This window comes from Cyanobium sp. ATX 6A2 (genome assembly GCF_024346355.1).
Lineage (GTDB): Bacteria > Cyanobacteriota > Cyanobacteriia > PCC-6307 > Cyanobiaceae > NIES-981.
Genome location: NZ_JAGQCU010000013.1, coordinates 48,207 through 72,259 on the forward strand (window position 1 = coordinate 48,207; position 24,053 = coordinate 72,259).

A 24,053-nucleotide genomic window follows, 5' to 3' on the forward strand; every position below is an offset into this window, starting at 1 on the left:
GATGCTCAAGAACGACCGCTGGATCAAGGACCAGGCCGCAGCGGGCCTGCTCGAGCCGTTCCAGGCCAACCTGGTGCGCCATCTCGACCCCGACACCACGGCCCGGCCGGTGCTGAGCTTCGGCTGCTCCTCCTACGGCTACGACCTGCGTCTGTCACCGCGGGAATTCCTGATCTTCCGCCATGTGCCCGGCACGGTGATGAATCCCAAGCGCTTCAATCCGGCCAACCTGGAGCCCGCACCTCTGCACGATGATCAAGACGGCAGCTACTTCATCCTGCCCGCCCATTCCTACGGGTTGGGTGTGGCCCTGGAGAAGATGAGGGTGCCAGCCAACATCACCGTGATCTGCCTCGGAAAGAGCACCTACGCCCGGCTGGGCATCATCGTCAACACCACCCCGGCCGAGGCAGGCTGGGAGGGCCATCTCACCCTGGAATTCAGCAATTCCTCCGGGGCCGACTGCCGCATCTACGCCGGTGAAGGGATCTGCCAGCTGTTGTTCTTCGAGGGTGACCCCTGCGACACCACCTACAAGGACCGTGCCGGCAAATATCAGCACCAGCCCGAGCGCGTGACCCTGGCCCGGATCTGAGCTCGCGCTAAGGCGCGAGCCTGGCTCTATGCAGCCGGCTCTTTTCATACCAGCCGGCGATCTCTGGAGCCCAGCTCTGCAGATGGGGCCAGAGCAGATCGCAGAGGGCTCGGATCTCCAGCTGGGCATCGAGCTTGGCCCGCAGGTCGAGAAAGTGCAGAAAAGCCCGCAGGCTGAAGCTCACTACGAAGTGCTGGCGGTAGTCGAACGGCAGGATGCCGCGGGCGTGCTCCTCGGCATAGCCGGCATCGAGCAGGTCGCGGTAGCGCTCGGCGGCCTGGCGGCAGAGGTGGAGATCGATCCCGCGCTGGTCCAGGGAGTAGGCGTATTTCTTGCCCTGGCGATCGGCGTAGTCACCCACCGGCCGGAGGTAGAACACCTCCTCCAGCTCCAGTTCGCCGTTGGCGGCCCTGCGGATGCGGTCGCCGGTGTAGCGCATCGACTGCACATCGAAACTCACGCCCACCCGATGGGTGCGGGCCTGTTGCATCACCGAGTGCGGAAACCAGCCCACATTCAGCACGATCTGGGCATGCTCCAGAGGGCCGTAGTGGCCCCGTTCGCCCGCCAGCAGCCGCTTCACGCAGATCTCTCCGGCACGCCGTTCATCCGGCCAGCCCGCCGGATCGCTGGCCACGAAGTTCTCGCTGTAGTCCTGGTGCATGGCCGCCCACACGCACTGCTGCGGGTTTGGGGTGGCGGCGATGGGCTCCACCCGGAAGCGGGAATCGAAACTGGGTTCAGCCATGGCTGCGGGGGTCCGTGCTGGCCGGCGCGGCCGGACTGCCGCCGGCATCGAGGCGGCTCACCGCCCCCACCCCTGCCAGCTCGGGCAGGGGCTCGCCCCCGAGCAGAGCGGCCGTGAGGGCCTCCAGTTCAGACGCTGAACGGGCGCCGATGGAGTGGCCCAGGTTGGTGCCGGCGGCATCGAACAGCTCCAGATGGGGGATGCCGTTCACCGCGTAGCGCTCCAGCTCAGGCTGCCAGCGGGGGTTGTCGACATTGAGAAGCACCACGTCAAGGCTGCCGCGCTGCTGCCGTTCGATGGCCTCCACCGCCGGGGCCATGGCCCGGCAGGATTCGCACCAGTCGGCGTAGAACTCCACCACGGTGGGTGTGCCATCGGCCAGGGCTTCGCCAAGGGCCGGGGATCGCCGGGCCAGGGCCTCCAGCGGTGTCTGCGACGGCAGCCCGCCCCGCAGCCACAGCACCAGCAGGGCGAGCAGGCCGGCGATCGCCAGCAGTGCAAGCCGTTCCCGACGGCCAGGACCGACCGCGCGTTCAGAGTTGCTCATGGCTGAGGTGAGGCGAGGTCCGGCAACGGCGTCGACGCGAACAGGCAGGGGTGCTTGAGTCTGGGTGCACTCTGCCAGGGTCGGCGCCGCTGCCGAGCCGTGACCGCGTGCACCGTCGCCGCTGAACCATGAAGCGCCGTCTCACCCTGCATTTCCCCCGGGAGGTGGTGCACCAGCCGATCACCTACCGGCTGGCGGTGGATTTCGACATCGCCGCCAAGATCCTGCGGGCCCAGATCGCCCCCAACCAGAGCGGCACCATGGTGGTGGAGCTCTCGGGCGACATCGACGAGCTCGCGGCCGCCGAGGCCTGGCTGGAAAGCCAGGGCCTGGGTCTCAACCGCGCTCCCGGGGAGATCGCCATCGACCGTCAGCGCTGCATCGACTGCGGCATCTGCTCGAGTGTCTGCCCCAGCGGTGCCCTCAGCTTTAAGGCTCCGGATTGGCGGCTGCAGTTCGAATCCAGCCGCTGCCTGGTGTGCGAACAGTGCATTCCCAGCTGCCCGGTGGAGGCCATCGCCCTGGTGCTGGACCCCTCCTGAGCCATGGCTGCACTGGCCGCTGCCGTTGTGCCCCTGCTGCGCCTGCTGGTGCTGCCGCTGCGCGCGCCACTGGTGCTGCTGCTGGTGGCGGTGGCGGCCTACATCGGCACATCCTGGCGGGTGCTGCCGGGCGCTGGCCTGCTGGCGGTGCTGGGCTGGTTCGGCTCGTTTGACGCCCTGCAGACCCTGCTGGTGGTGGTGGTGTGCAGCATGCCGCTGCGGCTGTTGCGCGGCGTCACCGGACTGATGGCGGCCAGCCAGGTGATGACCCTGGTGCTCACCCTGCTGATCGTCACCGTGGCCGCCATCTATCTGCTGCGGCTGGAGGTGCTCTCGCGGGTGCTGATCCTGGGCTCGGCGGTGTTGCTGGCAAGGGTGGATCTGGCTCGTATCCGGGTGGTGCCGCCGCCGCTGCAGCTCTCCCTCGGCCTCAGTGGGCTGGTGCTGGCGAGCTGTGCCCTCGGCCGCTGGCTGATCAGCCGGGGCTGACGGGTGCTGACAGGCAGGCCGGTGGTCGGGGTTCCTGCAGGCTCCAGAGGTTGCCCATCACTTTCTTCACGTACAGGCGGGTCTCGGGAAAGGGGATGGCCTCCACCCAGAGCTCGGGTTCGCTGCTCAGGCGGGGATCGATCCAGCCGGCCACCGCGTTGGGGCCGGCGTTGTAGCTGGCCACCGCCAGCAGTGGATTCCCCTGCCAGCGCTGCAGCAGCTGGCGCAGATAGCGGGCGCCCAGGCTGGCATTGAGCGCCGGTTGTTCGAGTTCATCGACCTGCAGCGGGCGGCCCAGCAGCTCCTCCGCCGTGGCGGGCATCAGCTGAAGCAGCCCCACCGCGCCCACCGGTGAGCGCACCGTGGGCGAGAAACGCGACTCCTGCTTGGCCACCGCCGCCAGCAGGGTGGCGGGCACGGCGGCCTCGGCGCCGGCGGCGTTGAGCTGCTCGCCGAAGGCCGGAGTGTGCAGCTCCCGCTCCAGAACCCGCGCCCAGGCGCAGTCCTGGGCCGGTAGCCGCAGGCTGGCCTGCTCGAGCCGGCCCAGCCCCAGCCAGTGGTCGCCCACCGCCCGGCGCAGGCGACCCTCGTGGATCTGCGCCACCGGATCGCCGTTGGCACGCTGGTGCTGCCCCAGCAACCAGTGCTCCCAGGCTTCCAGGGGCTGGCTCAGACGCCAGAGGCGCTCCTGGTTGGGGTCGTCACTGCCGAGGGGGTGCCAGTGGGCTGGAGCCAGGGGCGGTGCCAGCAGGGGATCGAGTTCCACATCCCCCTGGCCGAGGCGCACGGCGGCGCGCCAGCCGTAGTAGCCACCGGGCTGCTGCTCCAGCAGGTCGCTCCAGATCTCCCGGGCCTGCTGCCGCTGGCCGAGCTGCCAGCGGGCCAGCCCTTGCCAGAAGCGCCGTCGGCCGTCCAGGGCCACCGGCAGCCGGCCATTCAGGCTGGGTTCATCGAGCACCAGGGCGGCCTGGCCCCAGTCCCCCTCCAGGGCCCGCTGCCGGGCCCGATGCCACTGCAGTTCCCAGCTGGCGGGATCGTCGGGCCACTGGCGCAGCACCGCCAGGACGCGCAGCGGATCGCCGCCCTCCCGGGCCAGCCGGGCCTGGGCGGGGGCGCTGCCGCGCAGGGCGGCCGGCAGCTGCTGGATCGCCTCCAGGCTGGCGGCGCTGCGCCCCTCGCCGAGCAGCCGCACCGCCTCCAGGGCCTCGTCGCTCTCGGGAGCGCTGCGGGCCAGGGCGAGCAGCCGAGCTTCCGCCGCTGCCTCCCGCTCGGGATCGAGCAGCAGGGCCCGTGCCAGCGCCAGGTCAGTGGCGGGGCTCGCGGTGGTGTCGCCCAGGCAGCTCTGGGCTGCCGCCGCATCTCCGAGCTGGGCCAGACCGGCCGCGAGCTGGTTGCGCTCTGCGGCGCTCAGGGCCGGCTGGCTGGCTGAGCAGCGTCGCCGCAGTTGGGCCCTGGCACCTGGCCAGCGCACCCCCCAGCGGGCCAGGTGCAGGGCGCCCTCGGGTCCCTGCTCCAGGGCGGCGGCCAGGGCCGCCGGATGGCCGGCAAAACGCTCCAGCAGGTGCTCACGCAGGGCCGGCTGCTGGCGGCCGAGGCTGTAGAGGGCATCGGCGCTGGCTGGATCACCGGGAAAGCGCCGCAGCAAGGCCTGCCAGCGGCTGGCCGCCACCCCGTCGTCCCCCAACCGTTCAGCCACCTGGGCTTCGCGTTTCAGCACCAGCGCCGCCAGGGGATCCCGTCCCCAGCCCTGGCCGCGCAGCAGGCGCCGCTCGGCGTCCAGCAGCGTGTGATCCCCCTGGCTGTTGGCGCCGCCGCGGCCCGCCAGCAGCAGTGCGGCTTCGCGGCGTCGCTGGGGATCGGGATCCAGCCGCCAGCTGCGCTCCAGGCTGCGGTTTGAGAGCTGGGGCGTGAGTGCCGGTCGCTGTTGCAGCAGCAGACGGCCGCCGAGCAGCAGAGCGGCGCTGCCCAGGCAGCTCACCGCCAGAAACAGGGGAAGGCGCTGCACGGGCCGGCCGGGTCGTCGGGCGGCATTCTGGTGGTCCGTTGCCTCGCCACCTCGCCGCCCATGCGCCGGCCTGCCCTGCCGCCCTACCTCTCCAGCCTCCCCGGCAGTGCCCAGCGTCTGCGGGCCCTGCGGGTGCTGGGGTTGGCGGCACTGGTGCTGGTGCTGCGCCCATGGGTGCCGTTCAGCTGGTTGCCGGGCTGGGTGGTGGGTGGCCTGTTGTTGTGGGCTCTGATGGAGCTGTGCGGCTGGGTGTGGTGGCCGCGTCGTTGGCGCTGAACCAGCTGGCACTGCCGGGCTGGGCGTCCCGGGCGCCTGGACATACGCTTGCCCCCAGCACTGGCTTCGCCATGACCCAGCCGACCAGCCATCTGCTGGGTCATCTGCCCCTGGGCCATCCGCCCCTGGCCCATCCACTGGGTGAGGGCATCGCCGGTTTCGGCACCGACGGCATCCGCGGACAGGTGGGGAGCCAGGTCACGCCTGCCCTGGCCCTGCAGGTGGGGTTCTGGTGCGGCCAGGTGCTTCCCGCCGGAGCCCCGGTGCTCATCGGCCGTGACAGCCGCATCAGCGGGCCCATGCTCACTGCCGCGCTCACCGCCGGCCTGACGGCGGCCGGACGGGAGGTTTGGCACCTGGGGATCTGCCCCACGCCGGCGGTGCCCGGCGCCATCCGCCGCGCCGCCGCCGCCGGGGGCTTGATGGTGTCGGCCAGCCACAACCCTCCAGCAGACAACGGCATCAAGGTGTTCGGCCCCTCGGGGGCGAAGCTCAGCACCGAGCTGCAACAGGCGATCGAGGCCGGCCTGTCCGGCCGCATCCCGATGCCGGAGTTCTGCAGCAGCGGCCGCAGCGTGGAGCGGGCCGATCTGATGGCCGACTACCGCCAGGCCCTGGTGGCCAGCGTCGAAGGCCGCAGCCTCGAAGGCTGCCGCATCGTGCTGGATCTCTGCCACGGCTCAGCCACTGCCTGCGGTGAGGCCGTGTTCCGCGACCTCGGCGCCCAGGTCACGGTGCTGCACGGCGAGCCGGACGGGGCCCGTATCAACGTGTCCTGTGGCAGCACCCACCTCGAGCCGCTGCGCGAGGCGGTGCTGGCCGCCGGGGCTGAGATCGGCTTTGCCTTCGACGGCGATGCCGACCGCATGCTGGCCGTCGACGGCCGCGGGCGGGTGGTGGACGGCGATCAGATCCTCTACCTGTGGGGTTCGGCCCTGATGGAGTCCGACAGCCTTCCCGATCGCCGCATCGTCGCCACGGTGATGAGCAACCTCGGCTTCGAGCGGGCCTGGCAGCTGCGCGGCGGGGTGCTGGAGCGCACCCTGGTGGGCGACCAGCACGTGCACCGTGCCATGGAGGAACTGGGTGCGGGCCTGGGGGGAGAGCAGTCGGGCCACATCCTCTCGGCCCGCCATGGCATGAGCGGCGATGGCCTGCTCACGGCGCTGCAGGTGGCCACCCTGCTGCACGGCCGGGGCCTCAGCCTGGCTGAGTGGCTGGATGGCAGCTTCCGCCCCTATCCCCAGAGCCTGGTGAACGTGCGCGTGCCCGATCGCGAGCGGCGCCAGCACTGGCAGCAGTGCGCTCCCCTGTGCCGGGAGCTGGAGCGGGCCGAGGCCGAGATGCACGGTCTCGGCCGGGTGCTGGTGCGTGCCAGTGGCACCGAACCGCTGCTGCGGGTGATGGTGGAGGCGGCCGAACCCGAGCTGGTGCAGCGCTGGGCCAGCCAGCTCGCCGCCGTGGCCGAGCGGCACCTGAATGCCGCCTGAACTAGAGCTGTTCGCGGGCCAGGCTGAGGGCGCCGGCACAGGCGTCCGCGGCCGGTGCCGCCAGCCAGGCGCCGGGCAGCTCGATGGCCAGGGCGAGCTCCAGCTCCCGGCGTAGCAGGGCCAGATGGCTCAGGGCTCCTCCCAGGGGCCACACCGGTGGCCGCTCCAGGTTCAGCCGGCGGCTGATTGCCGCTGCCATCGCGGCCAGGGCAGCGGCGTTGCGGCGCACGATCGCCAGGGCACTGGCGTCGCCGGCCTCGGCGCTCGCCAGCACCACCGGCGCCAGGGCGGCGAAACTGGCGGCGCCGAAGTCGGGCTGCACCACCCGGGCCTTGATCGCCGCCGCCGCTCCCGGATCCTGGGAGTTCAGCGCCAGGGCCTTCCACAGTCTCTGGCGCAGCTCAGTCTCGGGCCGGCGGCCATCGGCCATCTCCAGGCTGGCGCTGAGGCCGTCCCGGCCGATGTCCATCGCCGAGCCGGCGCCATCGAGCAGCCAGCCCCAGCCGGCGCAGCGATGCTCTGCCCCCTGGCGGTTGCGGCCCACGGCGATGGTGCCGGTGCCGCTGATCAGCAGCACTCCTTCGCTGGCCGTGCCCATGGCCCCTCGCAGCGCCGTGCGCTCATCGCCAGTCACGACCGTGCGCTGCGGCGGCAGGTCCAGGGCGGCGGCCGCCAGTTGCCGGCCCTGGAGCTGCACGGCACTGCCCACCTCGATGCCGCTGGCACCGACGGCAGCGGCCAGCAGCGATCCCCGTGTCCCGGGTTCCAGAGCCCTGAGGGCCTGCGCCAGGCTGAGGCTGAGGGCCCGTTGAAAGTGCTCGGCCGCACCGCCGCTGGCCAGATGGTGCACACCGGGGCCGTTGCCTTCAGCCAGGATCGCCCCACTGCCGGCGTCAGCCAGGCGGCAGCGGGTGCGGGTCTGGCCGGCATCGAAACCGGCGATCAGCTCAGACACGCGCGGCGGCCCCGGCGGGCGGGCGGCTGCCATCCGCCGCCGAGAGGGTGGCCAGGCAGAACCAGCCGGTGAGCTGCACCTCCGGCCGAAAGAAGATGGTGTCGGTGAGACCCTGCACCCCCAGCCCGGCGATCACCGCCAGAACCCCCATGGCGGGCAGTGCCATGGCGGCGTTGCGGCGCCAGACCGCCACACCCCGGCGCAGGCTCGCCAGCACCAGGCCGATGCCGGCCACCAGCCCGGGGATGCCGGCCTCCACCGCCAGCTCCAGGGGGATCGAGTAGGCGCTGAGGGCGTTGAAGCGGGGCTGCTGATAGAGGGGGTAGATCAGGTTGAAGGCGTCGTTGCCGGGGCCGATCCCCAGCCAGGGCCTGGCCTGGATCATGTCCAGGGCCGACAGCCACACGTTGATGCGGAAGTTGTTGGAGCTGTCGCCCCGCCCGGCCAGCAGGCTCAGCACCCGCACCCGCAGGGCTTCCACCTGGAACACCAGCACAGTCAGCAGGGCTACGCCTCCCACCAGCACCAGCACGGGCACCAGCCGGCGCCACAGGGGCGGCCAGCGGCGCGTCTGCTGCATTGCCAGCAACACCACGATCACGGCCGCCGCGGCCACCAGTCCCATCCAGGCGCCGCGGCTGTAGGTGAGCACCAGGGCGGCGAGGCCCAGCACCAGGGCCGCCAGGGCGAACAGGCGCCGGGCCGGTTGCCGCCAGCGCAGCACCGCCACCAGCGCCAGGGGCAGGATCGGCAGCAGGTAGCCCGCCAGCAGGTTGGGGTTGTCGAGCGTGCTGTAGATCCGCACCGTGCCCGCGGCCACGGAGGTGGGATCGGCCCAGCCGGCCAGCTCCGAGGTGTCGGCATAGAGCTGGCGCAGGCCGATCACGCTGGTGAGCAGCGATCCGCCCAGGAGGGAGGCCACGATCCGGTCCCACCACAGCGGCGCGGCCCAGAGCACTTCCTGCATCAGGGCATAGACCCCGAGATAGCTGACCAGTTTCAGCAAGCCCTTGGCCGCCGCGCTCGGCACCGGCGAGAAGCCGGTGGCCACCAGGGCCACCGCCAGGATCACCAGGATCCAGGCGTTGATGGCACCGATCCCCCGGGCCGGACGGCGCAGGGCCAGCAACAGCCACAGCGCTCCGCTGGCCAGGATCAGCAGGCTGAGGCCGGCGCGACTCACCAGCGGCAGTCCCGCCATCAGGGCGCAGAGCACCAGGCCGGCGAGAGGCACCAGCCGCTCGCCCACCGTTCCCACCCGCCAGCCCGCCAGCAGGCCTTGCCAGCGCAGCAGCAGCGGCGGTGCGGCGGAGAGGCTGGATTCGCCCACGGCAGGTCCAGGTTGGTTCAGGGGCGATTATCGGCCGCTGCATGCTCCAGCAGCGCCAGGGCCGGTAGGGGCTGCCGGTTGCGCTGGAACAGCACCCGGTACACCGGGAGACCTTGCTGCAGCACATGGGTTTCGCGCTCGGAGGCCACCGGCAGCGGGTTGGCACCGCGCCAGGGCCGCGCATCCGCCGCCGGCCGGCTGAAGCAGCCCGAGGCCTCCACCAGCTGCACCATCGGCTCGATCACCGCCTGCACATCGCTTTGCAGGAACAGCTCCCGCCCCGGTGCCAGGGCGGAAGCCAGGGCCAGCAGCAGGGCCGGTTGCAATACCCGGCGCTTGTGGTGTCTCTTCTTGAACCAGGGGTCGGGAAACTGGATGCTCACCCGCCCCAGCAGGCCCGGCTCCAGGCAGGCCAGCCAGTGCTCGAGGCTGACGTTGGCGTTGCAGAACAGAACGTGCAGGTTGCTGAGCTCCAGGGCCCGGCGCTCGGCTTCGGCCGCCTCCACCAGGGGTCGGCGGATCTCCACACCCAGGTAGTTGTTCTCCGGTTGGGCCTCGGCCATGGCCAGCAGGAAGCGGCCCCGGGCGCAGCCGATGTCGAGATGGATGGGGCGGGCCGGATCGGCGAACAGCTCTGCCGGTGGGGGCAGCGCCAGCGGCCGCTGGTGGAAGCGGCTGAGTGGGTTGACGTGCTGCCGCACCATCAGTCGGCGTCGCTGGGTACCAGGAACGCCCAGCTGGCGGTGTAGCCGTGCAGGTGGGTGCTGCCGGCCACCGGGCCGATCTCGCCATTGCAGAAGGCGCCGCTCACCGGCAACGCCTCGAACACCTCGCGGGCTGCCGTCACATCGCCGTCGGGGCCGCCGTAGAGACCCTGGCCCCGCCCCAGGCAGGCGAACAGCAGGGCCGCCAGCGGTTCCCCGGGCCGCCGCCGTTGCCGGCGCAGCAGCAGCTCCAGCTCCTGCCGGGAGGCGTTGCCATCGCGCAGTTGGAACTGCACCTGCTGTCCCACCCGCATGCGCTCGGCCACCGCCACGGCCCCGTTGCGGGGATCCACCCCCAGCAGGTTGCGCACCAGGAAGGTGGGCGCCACGCCATCGCCATCCCCATCCCCATCCCCATCGTCCGTGGCGGCCTCGAGCCGGAAGCTGTCGCGGCCCACCCCCAGAAACAGCGAGTGTTTCACCAGCTCCCGTTCTTCGGCACTGAGGTTGGTGATGATCGCCTGCAGCGCCGCCACCGGCGTGCTCTGCCGCTCGCCGCAGCTGAGCTTGAGCACCACATTGCGCTGGGCCTCCTCCACCTCGAACACCGGGCCGATCGGGCGGCAGCCCTGGGCCACCACCGGATCGAGGCTCCAGTCGCCGTCGATCAGGCAGCCCACCGCGCCGTCGCACACCTGCTGCTGAAACAGCAGCGAGCTGCGGGAGGCACTGTGGGGGCAGGCGATGCCACCCACCTTGGTGGCGGCGGGGCAGGCGTAGTCCAGGCCGCTGATCAGGTCATTGATGCCTGAGAAGCCAGGGTCCACCAGCAGCAGCATCGAGCGGCTGGACGCCAGTTCAGCCGCCTGTTCGGCCCGTCCCAGCAGGGCCAGCCAGGGGTCGGCGGGACCATCGAGGTCGGGCAGCTGTCCGCTCTGGATGGCGAAGGGCTGCAGCCGTGCCCCGGGCAGCCGCAGCAGCGTCACGCTCAGGCCGGCCTCCTGCTCGAGCTCCCGTGGCGCTGCCTGTGGGGCGGTGCCGATCACACCGCCGGCCAGACAGCCCAGCCAGTGTTCAGCCTGGATCCGCTCCTGGAGCAGGGGCAGCAACCGGGGCAGGTCGCTGGCGTAGCTCGCGGACACGAACACCAGGGCCAGGTCGGCCTGAGTGGCGCCGCGCAGCTGACGGGCCACGGTGGCAACGGCCGTCTCCAGGGAGACGTCGGTGGCCAGGGCCGTGCGGCACCACGGGGCGGGGCCTGGGGATCCCAGACCACGGCCCAGCCAGCCAGGGAGAGGGAAAGCAGCCATCAGTGGACCCTATCGCCGCAGGGGGGCGTCGGATAATGGCGCCTCCTTGGACCGCCGCTGTGCCGGACACCCTCTACCGCTCACTGGTGTGGCTCGATGTGCGGCTGGGGGTGCTGTTCAGCCTGGGTGTGCCGCTGGTGCTGCTGGTGTGGGCCGCCCTGCGCCGGGAGCGCTCCCTGCTGCGCCTGCTGGGGCTCTACTGGAAGGTGGCCAGCCTGCTGCTGCTGGCCAACCTGCTGCTCACCGACCGCCGCCCGCTCGCCTTCGTGCTGCTGGTGATCGCGCCGCTGCTGCTGGTGGTGAGCCTGTGGTTCTGGGTGGATCTCAACGAGGAACTGGCCGATCTGCCGCCCTGGCGAGCGCTGCCACTCACCACCCGCATCTGGCGCTGGAGCCTCAGCATCTGGGCGCTGCTCAGTGCCGCCTTCAGTGCCACGGCTCTGGGCTGCCTCGATGCCGGTATCCGGGCCACGGCCCGCTGCAGCGTGTGGATGGAAGCGCCGATCCGTCTGCACAGCCACCTCGAGCGCGTGTTCGAATTCGTGTTCGGTGGCCAGTGGACCCCTCCCGTGGCGGCCTTCATCGGCTATCTGGGCCTGGTGGCTTACGCGGTGGGCCTGCTTCAGTGGCTGCTGGTGCGCCTGCCGCGTCTGGGTCGGGTGGCGGGCGAGTTCTGAGAACCGATTCTGAGAACCGATGACGATGACCATCGCTGCGTTGCTGGCGGGACTGGAGGCCATCAGTCGCGGCCGGCCCGATCGGGTGCTGCGGCTGCGCGGCAGCCTGCCTGCCACCGGCGGGGATGAACCGTTCGAGCTGCTGATCTTCCGGGGCTTCTCCAGCAGCGTCAGCCACCCCACCGCCTTCAATCCCGATCAGCCCGCCCTGAGCGAGGAGGCGCGGATCGAGGCGGCCGAACTGCTGCTCGGACCCCTCAACCCGGCCGCCGAGCAGTCCCTGGGACGTCCGCAACGGGTGGCCCGGTTCCTCGAGCCCGCGGCCTGGGAGTGAGTCGCGGCGCTCAGGACGCCGCCCCGCTCAGGGCCCGGCTGGTCGGTCCTGGCACAGCCGGCGCCACTGGGGACAGAGGCTGGCCAGGGCAGCGCCGTGGGGCTCCAGCCAGTCCGTTCTGGCCAGCTCGAAGTCGTTGAAGTCGAATCCGGGCGCCACCGTGCAGCTCACCAGGCCCCAGGAGCTGGCTGGTGCCGGTTCGGCGGCAAACCAGCTGCCGGCCGGCACCACATGCTGCGGGCGCTCCCCGGCCGCCAGGTTCAAGCCCAGCCGCGTGCGGCGCACCGAGCCGGCCGGGCAGAGCTCGTAGACCAGCAGCCCACCGCCGCCATGGTGATGCCAGGCCTCATCGGAGTGGATGCGGTGCCAGAGGGAGCATTCCCCCGCCGCCAGCAGAAACAGGATGGCGGTGCTGGCGGCCCGAGGCCCGCGCGGGGTCTGCACCTGGGCGCTGGCGCGGTAGGTCTCCCGGTAATGGCCGCCCTCCGGGTGGGGCAGCAGCTCCAGCGCCCGGATCAGGTGATCCGGATCCGGCGGGGGGAGCTGGAGCTGTGGGGCCCGCACTCAGCCCTCCAGCACGGCCACGCAGCGGCCGCAGAGACTGGGGTGGGCGCTGTGCCGGCCGATGTCGGTTTCGTAGTGCCAGCAGCGCTCGCATTTCCGGCCTGCGGCACGGGCCACCCGCACGCGCACGCCGCCCTCCTCGGCCTGGCGCAGCACCACCCCAGCCGGAGCTTCGTCGCCGAGATGCAGGGCTGACACCAGCAGCCAGTCGGCCAGGTTGTCCACCTCCGGATGGGGGGAGCTCTGCAGCCAGGTCAGGGCCGCGGCCAGATCGGTGCCGCTGCTGCCATCGCCATCGCCGCTGGGCACCAGCTCCACCTGCACCTGGGCTTCCAGGGAGGCCCCCAGTTCTCCTTGGGCCCGGCAGCTCTCCAGCTGGCGGTTCACCAGGGCCCGCAGCTCCAGGATGGCGTCCATCGGCGCCGCCACGGCCGGGTTGTTCCAGGGCTCGGGCGCTTCCGGCCAGCCCCGTTCAAACACCGAGGCCTCGGCCACCGGGTAGGGCAGGTTCTGCCAGATGTCCTCGGCCATGTGGCACAACACCGGCGCGATCAGGCCGGCCAGCCGCTCTGCCACCAGGCTCAGCACCGTCTGGCAACTCCGGCGCCTGAACTCGCCGGCGGCGCTCACGTAGAGGCGGTCCTTGGCGATGTCGAGGTACACGTTCGAGAGGTCCACCACGCAGAAGTTCTGCAGGGCCTGGAAGAAGCGATAGAACTCGAAGCGCTCGAACTCGCCCGTCACAGCCTCGATCAGGGTGGCGGTGCGCTGCAGCATCCATTGATCGAGCAGCGGCAGCTCGGCGTGGGGGATCGCATCGCCCCCCTCGGCCCGGGGTCTGGGGTCGAAGTCGTGCAGGTTGCCCAGCAGATAGCGGGCCGTGTTGCGCACCTTGCGGTAGACGTCGGCCAGCTGCTTCACAATCCCCGGGCCCAGGGGCACATCGGCGGAATAGTCCACCGAGCTCACCCACAGCCGCAGCACATCGGCGCCGTAGGCGGGCTGCTGTTTCTGGTTGCTGCCGCCCTCCACCAGCACTGCCGGGTCCACCACGTTGCCCAGCGACTTGCTCATCTTGCGGCCCTGTTCATCGAGGGCGAAGCCGTGGGTGAGCACTCGCCTGTAGGGGGCGTGCCCGTTGACGGCCACCGAGGTGAGCAGGCTGCTCTGGAACCAGCCCCGGTGCTGGTCGCTGCCCTCGAGATACAGATCGGCTGGGTAGCCGAGGGCGGGCCCATGGCTGCCGCTGTTCTTCAGTCCGCCCAGCACGCCGGCCCAGGACGAACCCGAGTCGAACCACACGTCCATGGTGTCGGTGCCCTTGCGCCATTCACCCGCCTCGCCGGCCAGCTCCGGTGGCAGCAGGCCCGCCTCGTCGCGCTGCCACCACACGTCGCTGCCGTGCTCGGCGATCAATGCCTGGATGTGGGCCAGGGTGGCCTCCGTGAGCAGCACCTCCCCGGTTTCGCGGTGATAGAACACGGGGATCGGCACGCCCCAGCTGCGCTGGCGGCTGATGCACCAGTCGCCCCGCTCGCTCACCATCGCCTCGATGCGGTTGCGGCCGCTGGCCGGCAGCCACTCCACCTGGGCAATGGCCTCCAGAGCCGCGCTGCGGAAGCCTTCCACCGAGGCGAACCACTGTTCGGTGGCGCGGAAGATCGTGGGTTTCTTGGTACGCCAGTCGTAGGGATAGCGGTGCGCGTAGCGCTCCTCGCGCAGCAGGGTGCCGGTGGCCTTGAGGGCCTCGATGATGGTGGGGTTGGCGTCCTTGAGCACGTTGGTGCCGGCGAAGGGCCCAGCCTCTTCGGTGAGGGTGCCGGACTCATCCACCGGACAGAGCACCGGCAGGCCGTATTTTTTGCCGGTGTTGAAGTCGTCCACGCCGTGGCCGGGGGCGGTGTGCACCAGGCCCGTGCCGGTTTCAGTGGTGATGTAGTCGCCGCCCATCACCACCTGGCCGCGGCGCTCCAGCAGCGGATGGCGGTACACGACTCCATCCAGTTCCTCGCCCTTCAGGGAGACCAGGGGCTTGAGGGCCAGGCCGAGGGTCTGCTGCAGACCTTCCACCAGCTCGCTCGCCACCACCAGGTGGTTGGAGAGGCTGTCGCCGCCGTTCACCGCGCAGATGCTGTAGTCGAGCCGGCCGTGCACCGACACGGCCAGGTTGGCGGGCAGGGTCCAGGGGGTGGTGGTCCAGATCGCCAGCGAGAGGGTGATCGGCCTGCCGCTGGCGTTCATCTGGCCGCTGTTCTCGGCTTCGATGCCCACGGCCCTGAGTTGGCTGGCCAGGGCCGTGGGCACGGCCTCCACCGGGAAGGCCACATACACGCTCGGCGACGTGTGGCCCTCGGGATACTCGAGCTCGGCTTCCGCGAGGGCCGTGCGTGAGCTGGGGCTCCAGTGCACTGGTTTCAGCCCGCGGTAGATGTGGCCGGCCAGCACCATGGCGCCGAACACACCGATCTGGGCGGCCTCGTAGGGCGTCTGCAGGGTGAGGTACGGGGCATCCCAGTCGGCCCAGATGCCCCAGCGCTGGAAGCCTGTCTTCTGGCCCTTCACCTGCTCGAGGGCATAGGCGTGCGCTTTCTGGCGCAGGCTCAGGGGCGTGAGCTCGGCCCGTTCGCTGCTCTTCAGGCCCTGGAGCACCTTGAGTTCGATCGGCAGGCCGTGGCAGTCCCAGCCCGGCACGAAGCGCGCCTTGCGGCCCTGCAGCAGAGCTGTCTTGTTGATGATGTCCTTGAGGATCTTGTTGAGGGCGTGGCCCACGTGCAGCGCCCCGTTGGCGTAGGGCGGCCCGTCGTGCAGGGTGAAGGGCGCGCCGGGGTTCTCGCGGCTGAGGCGCTCGTAGATCCGCCGCTCGGCCCAGAACGCCTGGATTTCCGGCTCCCGCGCCTTGGCGTTCGCCCGCATCGCAAAGGGCGTCTGCAGCAGGTTGAGGGTGTCCTTGTAGGAGATCGGCTCGGACGCGGGCCTGGCGGTCACGGGGCCGGATGCAGCAACAACGGATTATCCCGTCCGGCTCGAGGCATTGGCGTCGTCGTCGCTGCCCGCGTTCTCGCTGTCCCCGCCCTCTGTGTTCTCGCCCTCGCTCGCCTCGATCAGGGCATCGATCTCGGTGAACGAGGTCACGACCTGGGGATCGCCGCTGGAGGCTGCCTGGGTGGATGGGTCCGTCCCCGCGGGCTCGGTGATGGGCTGCTCGGGCCGCACCCAGCGCTTGCCGGAGCTGCGGGGCTGCCGCCGCTGTTGCAGCCACGCGCCCGCGGTTGCCCGCCATTGGTTGACCAGCTCCAGCAGACGGCCCGCGGCGCTGCCGGCTTCCCCCAGAGCCTTCTGCCAGCGTTCGGCTGATGCCAGCCGCTGCTGCTCCTCGGCCGTGAGCTGGCGCCAGCGCCCCTGGGCCACCTCCACCCCCAGCCGCCCGATCAGCAGGCCGCCGCACAGCACCCCGAGCATCGGGGCGCCGGTGAGCCGCTCGGCACTGGTCACCAACACCAGGCCCAGCAGCAGCACCAGCGCCCCCCATACGGCGTCGCGGGAGCGGCTCAGCTCCGGCAGCAGCAGCGGTAGGAGCAATACGGCGAGCCCCAGCAGCAGTGCGAGGGTGCCGCCCAGGGTGGCGAGCATGGCCAGGGGGCGGGTCAGCCCCATTGTGAGCTGCTGGGCGCTGGCGGGGGGCCCTGCCTACAGTCGCTGAGCTGCCCACCTGGCGGAATTGGTAGACGCGCTGGGTTTAGGTTCCAGTGACCTTGGTCGTGGGGGTTCAAGTCCCCCGGTGGGCATTCCCTCGGTGACCGCGACTCCCGGCAGGCCCAGGCCCTTGCCTAAGTTTCAAAGCTCCGTTTCCTTCAGTCGGGTTTGTCTGCGCCCATGATCCAGGCCCCGGCCGCTGCACTGCTGCCCCGTTCGGTTCCCAGGCAGTTCATCGATCCCCCGGATCCCTGGAACCCCACCGTGGGGCTTTTCCTGGCTGGCTACGGCCTGGCTGCACTCACCATCTGGGGCTGGTTTGTGGGCCATTGGCCCCTGCTGCCGCTGGTGATCACGGGCTTCCTGGCCCTGCACCTCGAAGGCACGGTGATCCATGACGCCTGCCACAACGCCGCCCATCCCCACCGCTTCTGGAATGCGGTGATGGGCCACGGAGCGGCCGTGCTGCTGGGCTTCAGTTTCCCTGTGTTCACCCGGGTGCACCTGCAGCACCATGCGCATGTCAACGATCCCAAGCACGATCCCGACCACATCGTCAGCACGTTTGGACCGTTGTGGTTGATCGCGCCACGCTTCTTTTATCACGAGCTGTTTTTCTTTCAGCGTCGCCTGTGGAGGCGCTATGAACTGCTGGAGTGGGGCATTGCCCGTGGAATCTTTGTGGCGATTGTCATCGCCGCGGCAAAGTACGACTTTCTACCCTTCATCTTCAATTGCTGGTTCGCCCCGGCCCTGATGGTGGGCGTCACTCTGGGGCTGTTCTTCGATTATCTGCCGCACCGGCCATTCCAGTCCCGCAATCGCTGGCACAACGCCCGTGTGTATCCGGGCCGTCTCATGAACTGGCTGATCATGGGTCAGAACTACCACCTGGTTCACCATCTCTGGCCCTCCATCCCCTGGTTTGAATACCGTCCCGCCTATCACGCCACCAAGCACCTGCTTGATGCCAAGGGGTCACCACAGCGGCTTGGGCTGTTTGAATCCCGCAGCGACGGTCTCAACTTTCTCTACGACATCGTGGTTGGTGTGCGCAGCCATAGCAAGCGCCGCAGCAAGCTTCGTCCCCTGGCGGCCCTGATGCCCACCCGTCACGCCCGCCGTCGGGTGCTGGCCCTTCTGCATCGCACCGCCATCTCGCCGGTGCGCTGAACGCTCACTCTCCCAGAATTCTGGGCACCCGGAAGAAATCACCCTCCCGCTGCGGGGCCAGGTTGAGCAGGTCTTCGCGTATCGGGGTCGACTCCACCCGGTCGTCGCGGGTCACATTCACCACCTCCACGGCCCGGGTGGTGGGGGGCACACCCTCCGTATCCACGGCCTGGAGATGGTCGACGTACTCGAGGATGCGCTCCAGCTGGGTGGTGTAGGTGGCGATTTTCTCCTCCGCCAGGGCCAGCCGGGCGAGACCGGCCACCTTGCGCACATCGTCGGCGCTGATCTGGCTCATGGCGGCAGCGAACAGGTGGGGCGACGCTAGCGCCAGGTCGCTTCCGCTCTTCGCCCCAGTCCTCGGCCCCTCAGTCGTCGGCTGCCAGGAACGTCTGCAGATCCGCGGCGAGGGCGGCTGCCGCCAACTCCAGCAGCGTCTGGCCATGGTCCGCACGGGCCAGATAGGGGTCGGAGCCCATGCGGCCGTCGGGGTGGCGGCGGCGGAAGTCGTCGGGACCGTGGATGGGGCCGGGCGGCGCCGGCTCCGGCAGCGGTCGCTGCTTGGCGATCAGGCTCGGCTCCAGATGCAGGGTGAGGGCGATCTCGCTGGGGGTGGCGTGATGGCCTTCGCGCTCGCCGTAGAGCTGCCGCGCCTTCTGCATCACCGGTGGGGCCATGAACCAGTTGGCGAGCTTGCAGCGCAGACGCGACGCCACCGGCAGGGAGCGGGCGGTGGCCGTGGCGTAGGCCTGGGCGAAGGCGGCCTTGGCCGTGGCGATGTTGCCGCCATGGCCATTGATCACGTACACGCGCTCAAACCCATGTCGGGCGAGGGAGAGCACCACGTCGTGCAGCACGGCCATCAGGGTGCTGGGCTGCAGGCTCACGGTGCCGGCGAAGCCCAGGTGGTGTTCGGCCATGCCGAAGGCCTGGGCCGGGGTCACCAGGACGCCGGTGCGGCGCCCCACCTCCAGCGCCACGGCCTCGGCGGTGAGGGCATCCGTGCCGATGGCACCGGTGGGGCCGTGCTGTTCGGTGGAGCCCAGGGGCACGATCACCCCGCGGCAGCGCCGCAGGTAGGCCTCCACCTCGGGCCAGCTGCGTAGCTGCAGGCGGATGGCATCCACGCCCTCAACCTCGACTGTGTCGCCGGGGGCGCTGCCCAGGCCGATGTCTGGCTGGTCGGTGGTGGACAGTTCGGCGCTCTCTGGCATGGCGGGGGCGGGGATGGGGGCGAGGACGGGATCAGCAGGGGCCGCAGACTGGGCTGAGCCAAACGGATCAGGGTGAACAGCGGGGGCGCGGACCCGTGTGTCTAGGATCGATGGGCGAGCTCAGCCCGTGGCCGATGCTGCATCGCAAGCTCTATCAGTTCAGCGCCGAACGCCGGCCGGTGTGGGTGTTTCTGCGCGACCAGCAGCGCTGGATCGAGGAAGCCCTGGTGGTGGAGATCGACGGCGATCTGGTCACCCTGCGCTACGACGCCACCGATGACGACGAGGCCCACAGCTGGGAGGAGAGTGTGCGGCTCGATTCGATCGGTGCGGTGAGCACCCGCCTCTCCTACGTGTGCCGGGCGCCCGGTGAAGAGCTGCCCACGGCCGACGACTGCCCCGAAGCCGAGCGCCTCAGCGGCTGACCCTCACCGCTGCTTCCCACCGCTGGTTCTTCAGTGGGCGGTGCCGTTGCCGTCGTAGTCGTCGGTGTCGTAGTAGCCCCCCTTGGTGCCGAAGAACAGTGTGGTCAGGCAGAACAGACCGCTCACGGCCAGCAGAAGGGTGCCCAGAGTGAAACCGGAGGCCGCGGTGGCGGCAGAGCTGTCCATGGGGTTGGTGGAGCAGGAGGAGTTGACCTCCATTGTGCTGCCCGCCGCCTTCTTTGCGCGCCCGGCCGAGCGGGTGGCCCCCGAGCTGGTGGGCTGTCTGCTGGTGCGGCAACGGGGCGATGGTTCCCGGCTCTGGGGCGTGATCGTGGAGACGGAGGCCTACTGCCAGAGCGAGCCGGCCTGCCATGGGTATCGCCGCCGCTCGGCCAGCAACGCCACCCTGTTTGGCCCGCCGGGTCGCTTTTATGTCTATCTCACTTACGGGGTCCATCACTGTGTGAACGTGGTCACGGGCCGGCCCGAGTGGGCCAATGGTGTGTTGCTGCGGGCCGCCGAACTGCCCGGCGAGCCGGAGCGCCGTGCCGCGGGGCCGGGGCTGCTGGCCCGGCGGTTTGGCATCGATCGCGGCCACGACGGCGCGGCGGTGGAGGCCCTGCGGGGCCTGTGGCTGGCGCCGCGCCCCCCGGCCCTGGCTCTGGCTGCCGACGATCTGATGCAGACGGAGCGGATCGGCATAAGCCAGGGTCGGGAGCTCCCCTGGCGCTGGTACCTGCGCCGCAGCCGCGCCGTCAGCCGCCGCGCTGCCGGAGATCGGCCGCCGCCCCGCCTGCACCTAAGTTGAGTCGACCTGTGGGGGCGGGCTGTTGAGCGGCTGGGTTCACCGCCACGTGATTGATCTGTCGGCCTTCTCGACCGACGATTTCGCCACCGTGCTGGAGCTTGCCCAGCGCTTCCGCAGCCTGCCGGTGGTGGGGGCCCGCAGGCTCCCGGCCCTTCAGGGCCGGCTGATGACCACCCTGTTCTTCGAGGCCAGCACCCGCACCCGCAGCAGTTTCGAGCTGGCCGCCAAGCGCCTCTCGGCCGATGTGCAGAGCTTCCTCCCGGGGTCCAGCTCCCTCGCCAAGGGCGAAAGCCTGCTGGACACCGCCCGCACCTACGTGGCCATGGGGGCAAACGTGCTGGTGGTGCGTCACAGCTGTGCCGGCGTGCCCCAGATCCTGGCGGAGCATCTCGATCGGGGTCCGGAGCGGGTATCAGTGCTCAACGCCGGCGATGGCCTGCACAGCCATCCCAGCCAGGGACTGCTCGATCTGTTCACCCTGGCGCGCCACTTCCAACCGGATGCCCCCTCGCCGGCGGCGCTGCGCGGCCGGCGCATCGTGATCGTGGGCGATGTGCTGCACTCCCGCGTGGCCCGCTCGAATCTCTGGGCCCTCAGCGCCTGCGGCGCTGAGGTGGTGCTCTGCGGCCCGCCCACGCTTCTGCCCGACTGCTTTGCCGACTTCCTGGCGGCCCCGCCGCCGGGTCAGGTGGGGGATCCGGTGCCCGATCGCATCCCCGTGAGGCTGGTGCGTCGGCTCGAGGAGGCCCTGCCCGGTGCCGATGCGGTGATGACCCTGCGACTTCAGAAGGAGCGCATGCACCAGCACCTGCTCACCAGCCTGGAGAGCTATCACCGCAGCTACGGTCTCAGCCACGAGCGCCTGGCCCTCTGCGGCCGTCCCGTGCCGGTGCTCCACCCCGGGCCGGTGAATCGGGGCGTGGAGCTGGCCGGCGCCCTGCTCGATGATCCCGAGCGCAGTCTGGTGGAGGAGCAGGTGCGCAACGGCATCCCGGTGCGCATGGCGCTGCTCTACCTGCTGGCCACCGAAAGCGGCGTCTAGAGCAGCTTGAAGCCATCCAGCAGCAGGCCGTAGAGCAGGCCGATGCGGGCCATGTCCAGCAGCTGCAGCGGCAGCCGATCGCCGTCGCGCCGCCGCAGGGGCCCGCGGGCACGCACCGCCAGCTCCATGGCCAGCACGCACAGCAGGGCCCCCACTGGATCGCTCTGGCCGATCTGTCCACCGATCGAGGCCACCACCCCGCCGATGGAGAAGCTGATCAACAGCACGATCAGCCGTAGAGAGAGGCGACGCCAGGGGTTGCTGGCCCAGGCCACCAGCCGGTCACCAGACTCCACCAGGCTGCGCTGGAAGCGGGTCTGCTGCAGGGGTCGGGGGCTGGCCGGTGCTGCCTGGAGCGGTGATCGCATCGCCGGAAACCCCTGCCGGTGGGACAGGGGCGGTCGAAGAAGTGGCAGGGTCAGAAGGTGGTGATCCCCATCACCCGGCCAAGCCCTGCCGCACCTTGTCTACACCATCTGTTGCGTGTTGCCAGCTTTGTTGCGCTACTGATAGGGGATGGCAATAAAAAAGCCCGGTGCCTGATGGCCCGAGCCGGGTGATGGGGACTGGCTAACCAAAGCGGGCTGATGTGCCGGAGGCAAGGGTGGTCTGGACGTTTGCGGGAGCGTCCTGCTGGGCCCTTGACGGCGGTGGCTGGCCATGCCAAGGGTCCAGGGAGGGCTGCTCTGTCGCACCGGCGCTCTGCTCCCAGTTGCTCGCTCGCTCAGCCGTCGCTGTCCTTCTTCCGGCTGGACTTGCCCTCCAGCAGTTCCAGCAGCGCCTCCATCTGCGCCATCACGCCGCGCACCTCACCGGCTTCGGGAAGCAGTCCGTCCTCCATCACGCCCTGGTGCATCTCGCGGAGTTCCTGGCGGATGTAGCGGAGGTGACTCACCACCTGCTCGCGTTTCGACTGCGACATGACTGTGGGGCCGGTAATGCGTCTCTTTTACCGCATCACCGGTTCTGCGCCGCTGCGCTCCGCGGCAGCTCTGGGGCTCACGTCTGGCCGAAGCGTGTCTTGGCCTGCTCGTAAAACCCCGCGTCGATCTGCTCAAGGCCGGCCTCGGCCGCGAGGCGTTCGATGCGTTTGCGCACGGCGGGGCGCACGAAGAACGGCACCTCGCGCAGCCGGCCTTCGGCCTCAGCAGTCCAGGTCATGATCAGGGAGGGCGATGGAGAATAGGGGACTCGAACCCCTGACCTCTGCGGTGCGATCGCAGCGCTCTACCAGCTGAGCTAATTCCCCTCTCAGCCCATTATTCCTCCTGGAGCTTCCCGCTGGCCGCCCATGTCCGCCTCGATCACCCCCAACGACCTGGCGGCCTTCGATGAGGCCGGCATCGCCGAGCTGGCCCGCCGCCTCGAGGACGACGACTACCCCAGCCCCTTCGATGGCCTTGCCGACTGGCATCTGATGCGGGCACTGGCGATTCATCGTCCTGATCTGGCCCGGCCCTACGTGCATCTGGTGGACCAGGAGCCCTTTGACGAGGATTGAGCCGTGAGCCCCGATCCCCTGGCCGGTCGCCGCATCCTGGTGGGGATCAGCGGCAGCATCGCCGCTGTCAAGCTGCCGCTGCTGGTGAGTGCCCTGGTGCAGCGGGGCGCGCTGGTGCGCTGCCTGCTCACCCCCAGCGCCGCCAGGCTGGTGAGCGCGGAGGCCCTGGCCTGCCTCAGCCGCCAGCCCTGCCAGCTCGACGCCGATCAGTGGAGCCATCAGGCCGCCAGGCCGTTGCATGTGGAACTGGCCGAATGGGCCGAGCTGGTGCTCGTGGCTCCGCTCAGCGCCACCAGCCTGGGGCGCTGGCTGCACGGTCTGGGCGACACCCTGCTGGCCAGCACCCTGCTGGCCTGTGAAGCGCCGGTGCTGGTGGCCCCGGCCATGAACACCGCCATGTGGTCCTCGCCGGGGGTGCGTGCCAACTGGCAGCAGTTGCAGAGCTGGCCGCGGGTGTTGCCGTTGCCCCCGGAGGCCGGGCTGCTGGCCTGCGACCGCCGCGGCGACGGCCGCATGGCCGATCCCGATCTGCTCGTGCTGGCCCTGGAGTCACTGGCCCTGTGGGGCTGGCGCCGCGACTGGCAGGGGCTGACGCTGCTGGTGAGTGCGGGACCCACCCGCGAGGCGCTCGATCCGGCCCGCTGTCTCACCAACCCCAGCACGGGGCGGATGGGGGTGCTGCTGGCCCAGGCCGCCCGCCTGCGCGGTGCCCGGGTGCACCTCGTGCACGGCCCCCTGCAGGTGCCCCAGTCCTGGCTGGAAGGCCTCAGCTGCCGCCCGGTGACCACGGCGGCCGAGATGGAACGCGCTTTGAACGAGGCCCAGCCCACAGCCGATGCCATCGCCATGGCGGCGGCCGTGGCCGATCACCGCCGGGCGACGCCGCTGCTGCACAAGGTGTCCAAGCAGGAGCTCGCCAGCGCACTGGCCGGCGGCTGGGAGCCGGTGCCTGACATCCTCAGGGGGTTGGTGCTACGGCGGCCCGAAGGCCAGGTGATCCTGGGATTTGCCGCCCACAGCGGTGATGTGCTCGCCCAGGCCCAGGCCAAATGGGCAGGCAAGGGCTGCGACCTGCTGTTCGCCAATCCCATCGATCAGCCTGGCGCCGGGTTTGCCGCCGCCGGCAACCGCGGTTGGCTGCTCGGCCCGCAGACCGACCAGGTGAGCGAATGGGGACCCGCCTCAAAGCTGGCTCTGGCCCACCACCTGCTCAGCGCTCTGCGGCTCCAGATCAGGCCGCCAGGGGATGCTCCGGTGTCTGATGCGGTTCGTCCCCAGGGCTCTCGCGCTGCAGCAGATCCATGAATGTGCGCAGCTGCAGGCGGGGGATGTAGGGCCAGCCGCCGCTGTGCTCCATTTCCTGGAGCAGGCTGAACAGCCGGTTGCGTTCGGCTGGCAGGCTGCTCCGGAAGGGTCCGTCCTGAATGCTGCGGTGCAGCTGCTCCAGTTGCCGCAGCAGGCCCAGCAAGCCCTGGGGATCGTCGGCGAGCTCCAGGGCGAGGCCGTCGAGCTGCTCGAGCAGTTGGGCCAGGCGCCGCTGCTGGGGACTGAGGGGATCCGCGTTTGGGGTCATCGACAGCGGCGGGTGGCGTCAGCGGGGCGTGCTCGCATGCAGCGTGCTCGCATACAGG

30 protein-coding genes and 2 tRNA genes are annotated in these 24,053 nt (G+C 70.3%); 14 read left to right on the forward strand and 18 right to left on the reverse strand.

The window, feature by feature from the left end:
• The first annotated feature begins 1 nt into the window (after position 1).
• On the forward strand, positions 2–595 hold the full coding sequence (dcd, locus tag KBY96_RS11795; protein WP_254979602.1) for a dCTP deaminase: 594 nt from the start codon (positions 2–4) through the stop codon (positions 593–595).
• Positions 596–602: 7 nt separating this feature from the next.
• Here dcd and thyX read toward each other — a convergent pair whose 3' ends face one another.
• Both thyX and KBY96_RS11805 read right to left on the reverse strand, forming a co-directional pair.
• Positions 603–1,343: an FAD-dependent thymidylate synthase gene (gene thyX, locus KBY96_RS11800; RefSeq protein ID WP_254979604.1), complete on the reverse strand. Its 741-nt coding sequence runs from the start codon at positions 1,341–1,343 to the stop codon at positions 603–605.
• Entirely contained in the window at positions 1,336–1,890 is a 555-nt protein-coding gene (locus KBY96_RS11805) for a thioredoxin domain-containing protein (RefSeq protein WP_254979605.1), read from the reverse strand. The genes thyX and KBY96_RS11805 overlap by 8 nt, the downstream gene beginning before the upstream one ends.
• 128 nt (positions 1,891–2,018) lie before the next feature.
• On the opposite strand from KBY96_RS11805, the gene KBY96_RS11810 reads away from it, so the two are divergent.
• Positions 2,019–2,432, forward strand: coding sequence for an NIL domain-containing protein (locus KBY96_RS11810; RefSeq protein ID WP_254979606.1), 414 nt, complete (start codon positions 2,019–2,021; stop codon positions 2,430–2,432).
• A gap of 3 nt (positions 2,433–2,435) precedes the next feature.
• Positions 2,436–2,921, forward strand: coding sequence for a hypothetical protein (locus KBY96_RS11815; protein WP_254979607.1), 486 nt, complete (start codon positions 2,436–2,438; stop codon positions 2,919–2,921).
• Here KBY96_RS11815 and KBY96_RS11820 read toward each other — a convergent pair.
• Positions 2,908–4,926 (reverse strand): lytic transglycosylase domain-containing protein, encoded by a 2,019-nt coding sequence (locus KBY96_RS11820; protein WP_254979608.1) that lies wholly within the window; start codon positions 4,924–4,926, stop codon positions 2,908–2,910. The genes KBY96_RS11815 and KBY96_RS11820 overlap by 14 nt on opposite strands.
• Positions 4,927–4,986: 60 nt before the next feature.
• On the opposite strand from KBY96_RS11820, the gene KBY96_RS11825 reads away from it, so the two are divergent.
• Positions 4,987–5,202, forward strand: a complete 216-nt coding sequence (locus KBY96_RS11825) for a hypothetical protein (RefSeq protein WP_254979609.1) — start codon at positions 4,987–4,989, stop codon at positions 5,200–5,202.
• 71 nt (positions 5,203–5,273) lie between these two features.
• Complete coding sequence (gene glmM / locus KBY96_RS11830) at positions 5,274–6,692, forward strand: phosphoglucosamine mutase (protein ID WP_254979610.1); 1,419 nt, start codon at positions 5,274–5,276, stop codon at positions 6,690–6,692.
• A gap of 1 nt (position 6,693) precedes the next feature.
• Here glmM and KBY96_RS11835 read toward each other — a convergent pair whose 3' ends face one another.
• From KBY96_RS11835 to KBY96_RS11850, 4 genes are read right to left on the reverse strand one after another with little or no spacing between them, the layout of a single operon-like run.
• Entirely contained in the window at positions 6,694–7,647 is a 954-nt protein-coding gene (locus KBY96_RS11835; protein WP_254979611.1) for a BadF/BadG/BcrA/BcrD ATPase family protein, read from the reverse strand.
• A complete protein-coding gene (locus tag KBY96_RS11840) occupies positions 7,640–8,977 on the reverse strand; it encodes an IctB family putative bicarbonate transporter (protein WP_254979612.1) in 1,338 nt (445 codons plus the stop codon). Before KBY96_RS11840 ends, KBY96_RS11835 begins: the two co-directional genes overlap by 8 nt.
• Positions 8,978–8,994: 17 nt before the next feature.
• Positions 8,995–9,678 carry a tRNA (guanosine(46)-N7)-methyltransferase TrmB gene (gene trmB / locus KBY96_RS11845; protein WP_254979643.1) on the reverse strand — a complete coding sequence of 228 codons (684 nt, stop codon included), beginning with the start codon at positions 9,676–9,678 and terminating at the stop codon, positions 8,995–8,997.
• Between the two features lie 2 nt (positions 9,679–9,680).
• On the reverse strand, positions 9,681–10,991 hold the full coding sequence (locus KBY96_RS11850; RefSeq protein WP_254979613.1) for an FIST N-terminal domain-containing protein: 1,311 nt from the start codon (positions 10,989–10,991) through the stop codon (positions 9,681–9,683).
• A gap of 59 nt (positions 10,992–11,050) precedes the next feature.
• On the opposite strand from KBY96_RS11850, the gene KBY96_RS11855 reads away from it, so the two are divergent.
• On the forward strand, positions 11,051–11,668 hold the full coding sequence (locus tag KBY96_RS11855; protein WP_254979614.1) for a DUF3177 family protein: 618 nt from the start codon (positions 11,051–11,053) through the stop codon (positions 11,666–11,668).
• A gap of 19 nt (positions 11,669–11,687) precedes the next feature.
• Positions 11,688–12,002, forward strand: coding sequence for a hypothetical protein (locus KBY96_RS11860; protein ID WP_396122318.1), 315 nt, complete (start codon positions 11,688–11,690; stop codon positions 12,000–12,002).
• 27 nt (positions 12,003–12,029) lie between these two features.
• On the opposite strand, the gene KBY96_RS11865 is transcribed toward KBY96_RS11860, so the two are convergent.
• The 3 genes from KBY96_RS11865 to KBY96_RS11875 form a co-directional block, all read right to left on the reverse strand.
• Positions 12,030–12,566: a cupin domain-containing protein gene (locus tag KBY96_RS11865; RefSeq protein ID WP_254979615.1), complete on the reverse strand. Its 537-nt coding sequence runs from the start codon at positions 12,564–12,566 to the stop codon at positions 12,030–12,032.
• Positions 12,567–15,479 carry an isoleucine--tRNA ligase gene (ileS, locus tag KBY96_RS11870; RefSeq protein ID WP_261358405.1) on the reverse strand — a complete coding sequence of 971 codons (2,913 nt, stop codon included), beginning with the start codon at positions 15,477–15,479 and terminating at the stop codon, positions 12,567–12,569. It lies immediately after the preceding gene.
• A gap of 96 nt (positions 15,480–15,575) precedes the next feature.
• Positions 15,576–16,196, reverse strand: coding sequence for a Ycf66 family protein (locus KBY96_RS11875; protein ID WP_254979616.1), 621 nt, complete (start codon positions 16,194–16,196; stop codon positions 15,576–15,578).
• A 73-nt stretch (positions 16,197–16,269) separates the two neighbouring features.
• Here KBY96_RS11875 and KBY96_RS11880 point away from each other — a divergent pair.
• Both KBY96_RS11880 and crtR read left to right on the forward strand, forming a co-directional pair.
• Positions 16,270–16,351, forward strand: a tRNA-Leu gene (locus tag KBY96_RS11880).
• A gap of 88 nt (positions 16,352–16,439) precedes the next feature.
• Positions 16,440–17,432: a beta-carotene hydroxylase gene (gene crtR / locus KBY96_RS11885; protein WP_254979617.1), complete on the forward strand. Its 993-nt coding sequence runs from the start codon at positions 16,440–16,442 to the stop codon at positions 17,430–17,432.
• A gap of 4 nt (positions 17,433–17,436) precedes the next feature.
• On the opposite strand, the gene gatC is transcribed toward crtR, so the two are convergent.
• Positions 17,437–17,730: an Asp-tRNA(Asn)/Glu-tRNA(Gln) amidotransferase subunit GatC gene (gene gatC / locus KBY96_RS11890; protein ID WP_254979618.1), complete on the reverse strand. Its 294-nt coding sequence runs from the start codon at positions 17,728–17,730 to the stop codon at positions 17,437–17,439.
• Positions 17,731–17,800: 70 nt separating this feature from the next.
• Positions 17,801–18,646, reverse strand: coding sequence for a creatininase family protein (locus tag KBY96_RS11895; RefSeq protein ID WP_254979619.1), 846 nt, complete (start codon positions 18,644–18,646; stop codon positions 17,801–17,803).
• Between the two features lie 134 nt (positions 18,647–18,780).
• Here KBY96_RS11895 and KBY96_RS11900 point away from each other — a divergent pair, with 134 nt between their 5' ends.
• On the forward strand, positions 18,781–19,071 hold the full coding sequence (locus KBY96_RS11900; RefSeq protein ID WP_254979647.1) for a DUF6679 family protein: 291 nt from the start codon (positions 18,781–18,783) through the stop codon (positions 19,069–19,071).
• Positions 19,072–19,101: 30 nt separating this feature from the next.
• Here the strand turns inward: KBY96_RS11900 and KBY96_RS11905 are convergent, their stop codons facing one another.
• Complete coding sequence (locus KBY96_RS11905) at positions 19,102–19,257, reverse strand: hypothetical protein (protein WP_254979621.1); 156 nt, start codon at positions 19,255–19,257, stop codon at positions 19,102–19,104.
• Here KBY96_RS11905 and KBY96_RS11910 point away from each other — a divergent pair.
• Positions 19,256–19,879 (forward strand): DNA-3-methyladenine glycosylase, encoded by a 624-nt coding sequence (locus KBY96_RS11910; RefSeq protein WP_254979648.1) that lies wholly within the window; start codon positions 19,256–19,258, stop codon positions 19,877–19,879. The two genes, KBY96_RS11905 and KBY96_RS11910, sit on opposite strands and share 2 nt — an antisense overlap.
• Positions 19,880–19,901: 22 nt before the next feature.
• Positions 19,902–20,921: an aspartate carbamoyltransferase catalytic subunit gene (locus tag KBY96_RS11915; protein WP_254979623.1), complete on the forward strand. Its 1,020-nt coding sequence runs from the start codon at positions 19,902–19,904 to the stop codon at positions 20,919–20,921.
• Here KBY96_RS11915 and KBY96_RS11920 read toward each other — a convergent pair.
• The 4 genes from KBY96_RS11920 to KBY96_RS11935 form a co-directional block, all read right to left on the reverse strand.
• Positions 20,918–21,289, reverse strand: coding sequence for a DUF565 domain-containing protein (locus KBY96_RS11920; protein ID WP_254979624.1), 372 nt, complete (start codon positions 21,287–21,289; stop codon positions 20,918–20,920). The two genes, KBY96_RS11915 and KBY96_RS11920, sit on opposite strands and share 4 nt — an antisense overlap.
• A gap of 356 nt (positions 21,290–21,645) precedes the next feature.
• Positions 21,646–21,843: a hypothetical protein gene (locus KBY96_RS11925; RefSeq protein WP_254979625.1), complete on the reverse strand. Its 198-nt coding sequence runs from the start codon at positions 21,841–21,843 to the stop codon at positions 21,646–21,648.
• A gap of 77 nt (positions 21,844–21,920) precedes the next feature.
• Positions 21,921–22,082, reverse strand: a complete 162-nt coding sequence (locus tag KBY96_RS11930; protein WP_254979626.1) for a PCP reductase family protein — start codon at positions 22,080–22,082, stop codon at positions 21,921–21,923.
• Positions 22,083–22,097: 15 nt separating this feature from the next.
• Positions 22,098–22,170 (reverse strand) — tRNA-Ala (locus KBY96_RS11935).
• Positions 22,171–22,212: 42 nt separating this feature from the next.
• Here KBY96_RS11935 and KBY96_RS11940 point away from each other — a divergent pair.
• Both KBY96_RS11940 and coaBC read left to right on the forward strand, forming a co-directional pair.
• On the forward strand, positions 22,213–22,422 hold the full coding sequence (locus KBY96_RS11940; protein ID WP_254979627.1) for a DUF2555 domain-containing protein: 210 nt from the start codon (positions 22,213–22,215) through the stop codon (positions 22,420–22,422).
• Positions 22,423–22,425: 3 nt separating this feature from the next.
• Positions 22,426–23,727 (forward strand): bifunctional phosphopantothenoylcysteine decarboxylase/phosphopantothenate--cysteine ligase CoaBC, encoded by a 1,302-nt coding sequence (gene coaBC / locus KBY96_RS11945; RefSeq protein ID WP_254979628.1) that lies wholly within the window; start codon positions 22,426–22,428, stop codon positions 23,725–23,727.
• Here coaBC and KBY96_RS11950 read toward each other — a convergent pair.
• Positions 23,654–23,995 (reverse strand): hypothetical protein, encoded by a 342-nt coding sequence (locus KBY96_RS11950; RefSeq protein WP_254979629.1) that lies wholly within the window; start codon positions 23,993–23,995, stop codon positions 23,654–23,656. The two genes, coaBC and KBY96_RS11950, sit on opposite strands and share 74 nt — an antisense overlap.
• Positions 23,996–24,053: the final 58 nt, after the last annotated feature.

What these genes read in the sequence shown, in the direction of transcription:
- dcd (WP_254979602.1), top strand. Translation starts at nt 2, where the DNA reads ATGCTCAAGAACGACCGCTGGATCAAGGACCAGGCCGCAGCGGGCCTG.
- thyX (WP_254979604.1), bottom strand. Translation starts at nt 1,343, where the DNA reads ATGGCTGAACCCAGTTTCGATTCCCGCTTCCGGGTGGAGCCCATCGCC.
- KBY96_RS11805 (WP_254979605.1), bottom strand. Translation starts at nt 1,890, where the DNA reads ATGAGCAACTCTGAACGCGCGGTCGGTCCTGGCCGTCGGGAACGGCTT.
- KBY96_RS11810 (WP_254979606.1), top strand. Translation starts at nt 2,019, where the DNA reads ATGAAGCGCCGTCTCACCCTGCATTTCCCCCGGGAGGTGGTGCACCAG.
- KBY96_RS11815 (WP_254979607.1), top strand. Translation starts at nt 2,436, where the DNA reads ATGGCTGCACTGGCCGCTGCCGTTGTGCCCCTGCTGCGCCTGCTGGTG.
- KBY96_RS11825 (WP_254979609.1), top strand. Translation starts at nt 4,987, where the DNA reads ATGCGCCGGCCTGCCCTGCCGCCCTACCTCTCCAGCCTCCCCGGCAGT.
- glmM (WP_254979610.1), top strand. Translation starts at nt 5,274, where the DNA reads ATGACCCAGCCGACCAGCCATCTGCTGGGTCATCTGCCCCTGGGCCAT.
- KBY96_RS11850 (WP_254979613.1), bottom strand. Translation starts at nt 10,991, where the DNA reads ATGGCTGCTTTCCCTCTCCCTGGCTGGCTGGGCCGTGGTCTGGGATCC.
- KBY96_RS11860 (WP_396122318.1), top strand. Translation starts at nt 11,688, where the DNA reads ATGACGATGACCATCGCTGCGTTGCTGGCGGGACTGGAGGCCATCAGT.
- ileS (WP_261358405.1), bottom strand. Translation starts at nt 15,479, where the DNA reads ATGCGGGCGAACGCCAAGGCGCGGGAGCCGGAAATCCAGGCGTTCTGG.
- KBY96_RS11875 (WP_254979616.1), bottom strand. Translation starts at nt 16,196, where the DNA reads ATGCTCGCCACCCTGGGCGGCACCCTCGCACTGCTGCTGGGGCTCGCC.
- crtR (WP_254979617.1), top strand. Translation starts at nt 16,440, where the DNA reads ATGATCCAGGCCCCGGCCGCTGCACTGCTGCCCCGTTCGGTTCCCAGG.
- gatC (WP_254979618.1), bottom strand. Translation starts at nt 17,730, where the DNA reads ATGAGCCAGATCAGCGCCGACGATGTGCGCAAGGTGGCCGGTCTCGCC.
- KBY96_RS11895 (WP_254979619.1), bottom strand. Translation starts at nt 18,646, where the DNA reads ATGCCAGAGAGCGCCGAACTGTCCACCACCGACCAGCCAGACATCGGC.
- KBY96_RS11900 (WP_254979647.1), top strand. Translation starts at nt 18,781, where the DNA reads ATGCTGCATCGCAAGCTCTATCAGTTCAGCGCCGAACGCCGGCCGGTG.
- KBY96_RS11910 (WP_254979648.1), top strand. Translation starts at nt 19,256, where the DNA reads ATGGGGTTGGTGGAGCAGGAGGAGTTGACCTCCATTGTGCTGCCCGCC.
- KBY96_RS11905 (WP_254979621.1), bottom strand. Translation starts at nt 19,257, where the DNA reads ATGGACAGCTCTGCCGCCACCGCGGCCTCCGGTTTCACTCTGGGCACC.
- KBY96_RS11920 (WP_254979624.1), bottom strand. Translation starts at nt 21,289, where the DNA reads ATGCGATCACCGCTCCAGGCAGCACCGGCCAGCCCCCGACCCCTGCAG.
- KBY96_RS11925 (WP_254979625.1), bottom strand. Translation starts at nt 21,843, where the DNA reads ATGTCGCAGTCGAAACGCGAGCAGGTGGTGAGTCACCTCCGCTACATC.
- KBY96_RS11930 (WP_254979626.1), bottom strand. Translation starts at nt 22,082, where the DNA reads ATGACCTGGACTGCTGAGGCCGAAGGCCGGCTGCGCGAGGTGCCGTTC.
- KBY96_RS11940 (WP_254979627.1), top strand. Translation starts at nt 22,213, where the DNA reads ATGTCCGCCTCGATCACCCCCAACGACCTGGCGGCCTTCGATGAGGCC.
- KBY96_RS11950 (WP_254979629.1), bottom strand. Translation starts at nt 23,995, where the DNA reads ATGACCCCAAACGCGGATCCCCTCAGTCCCCAGCAGCGGCGCCTGGCC.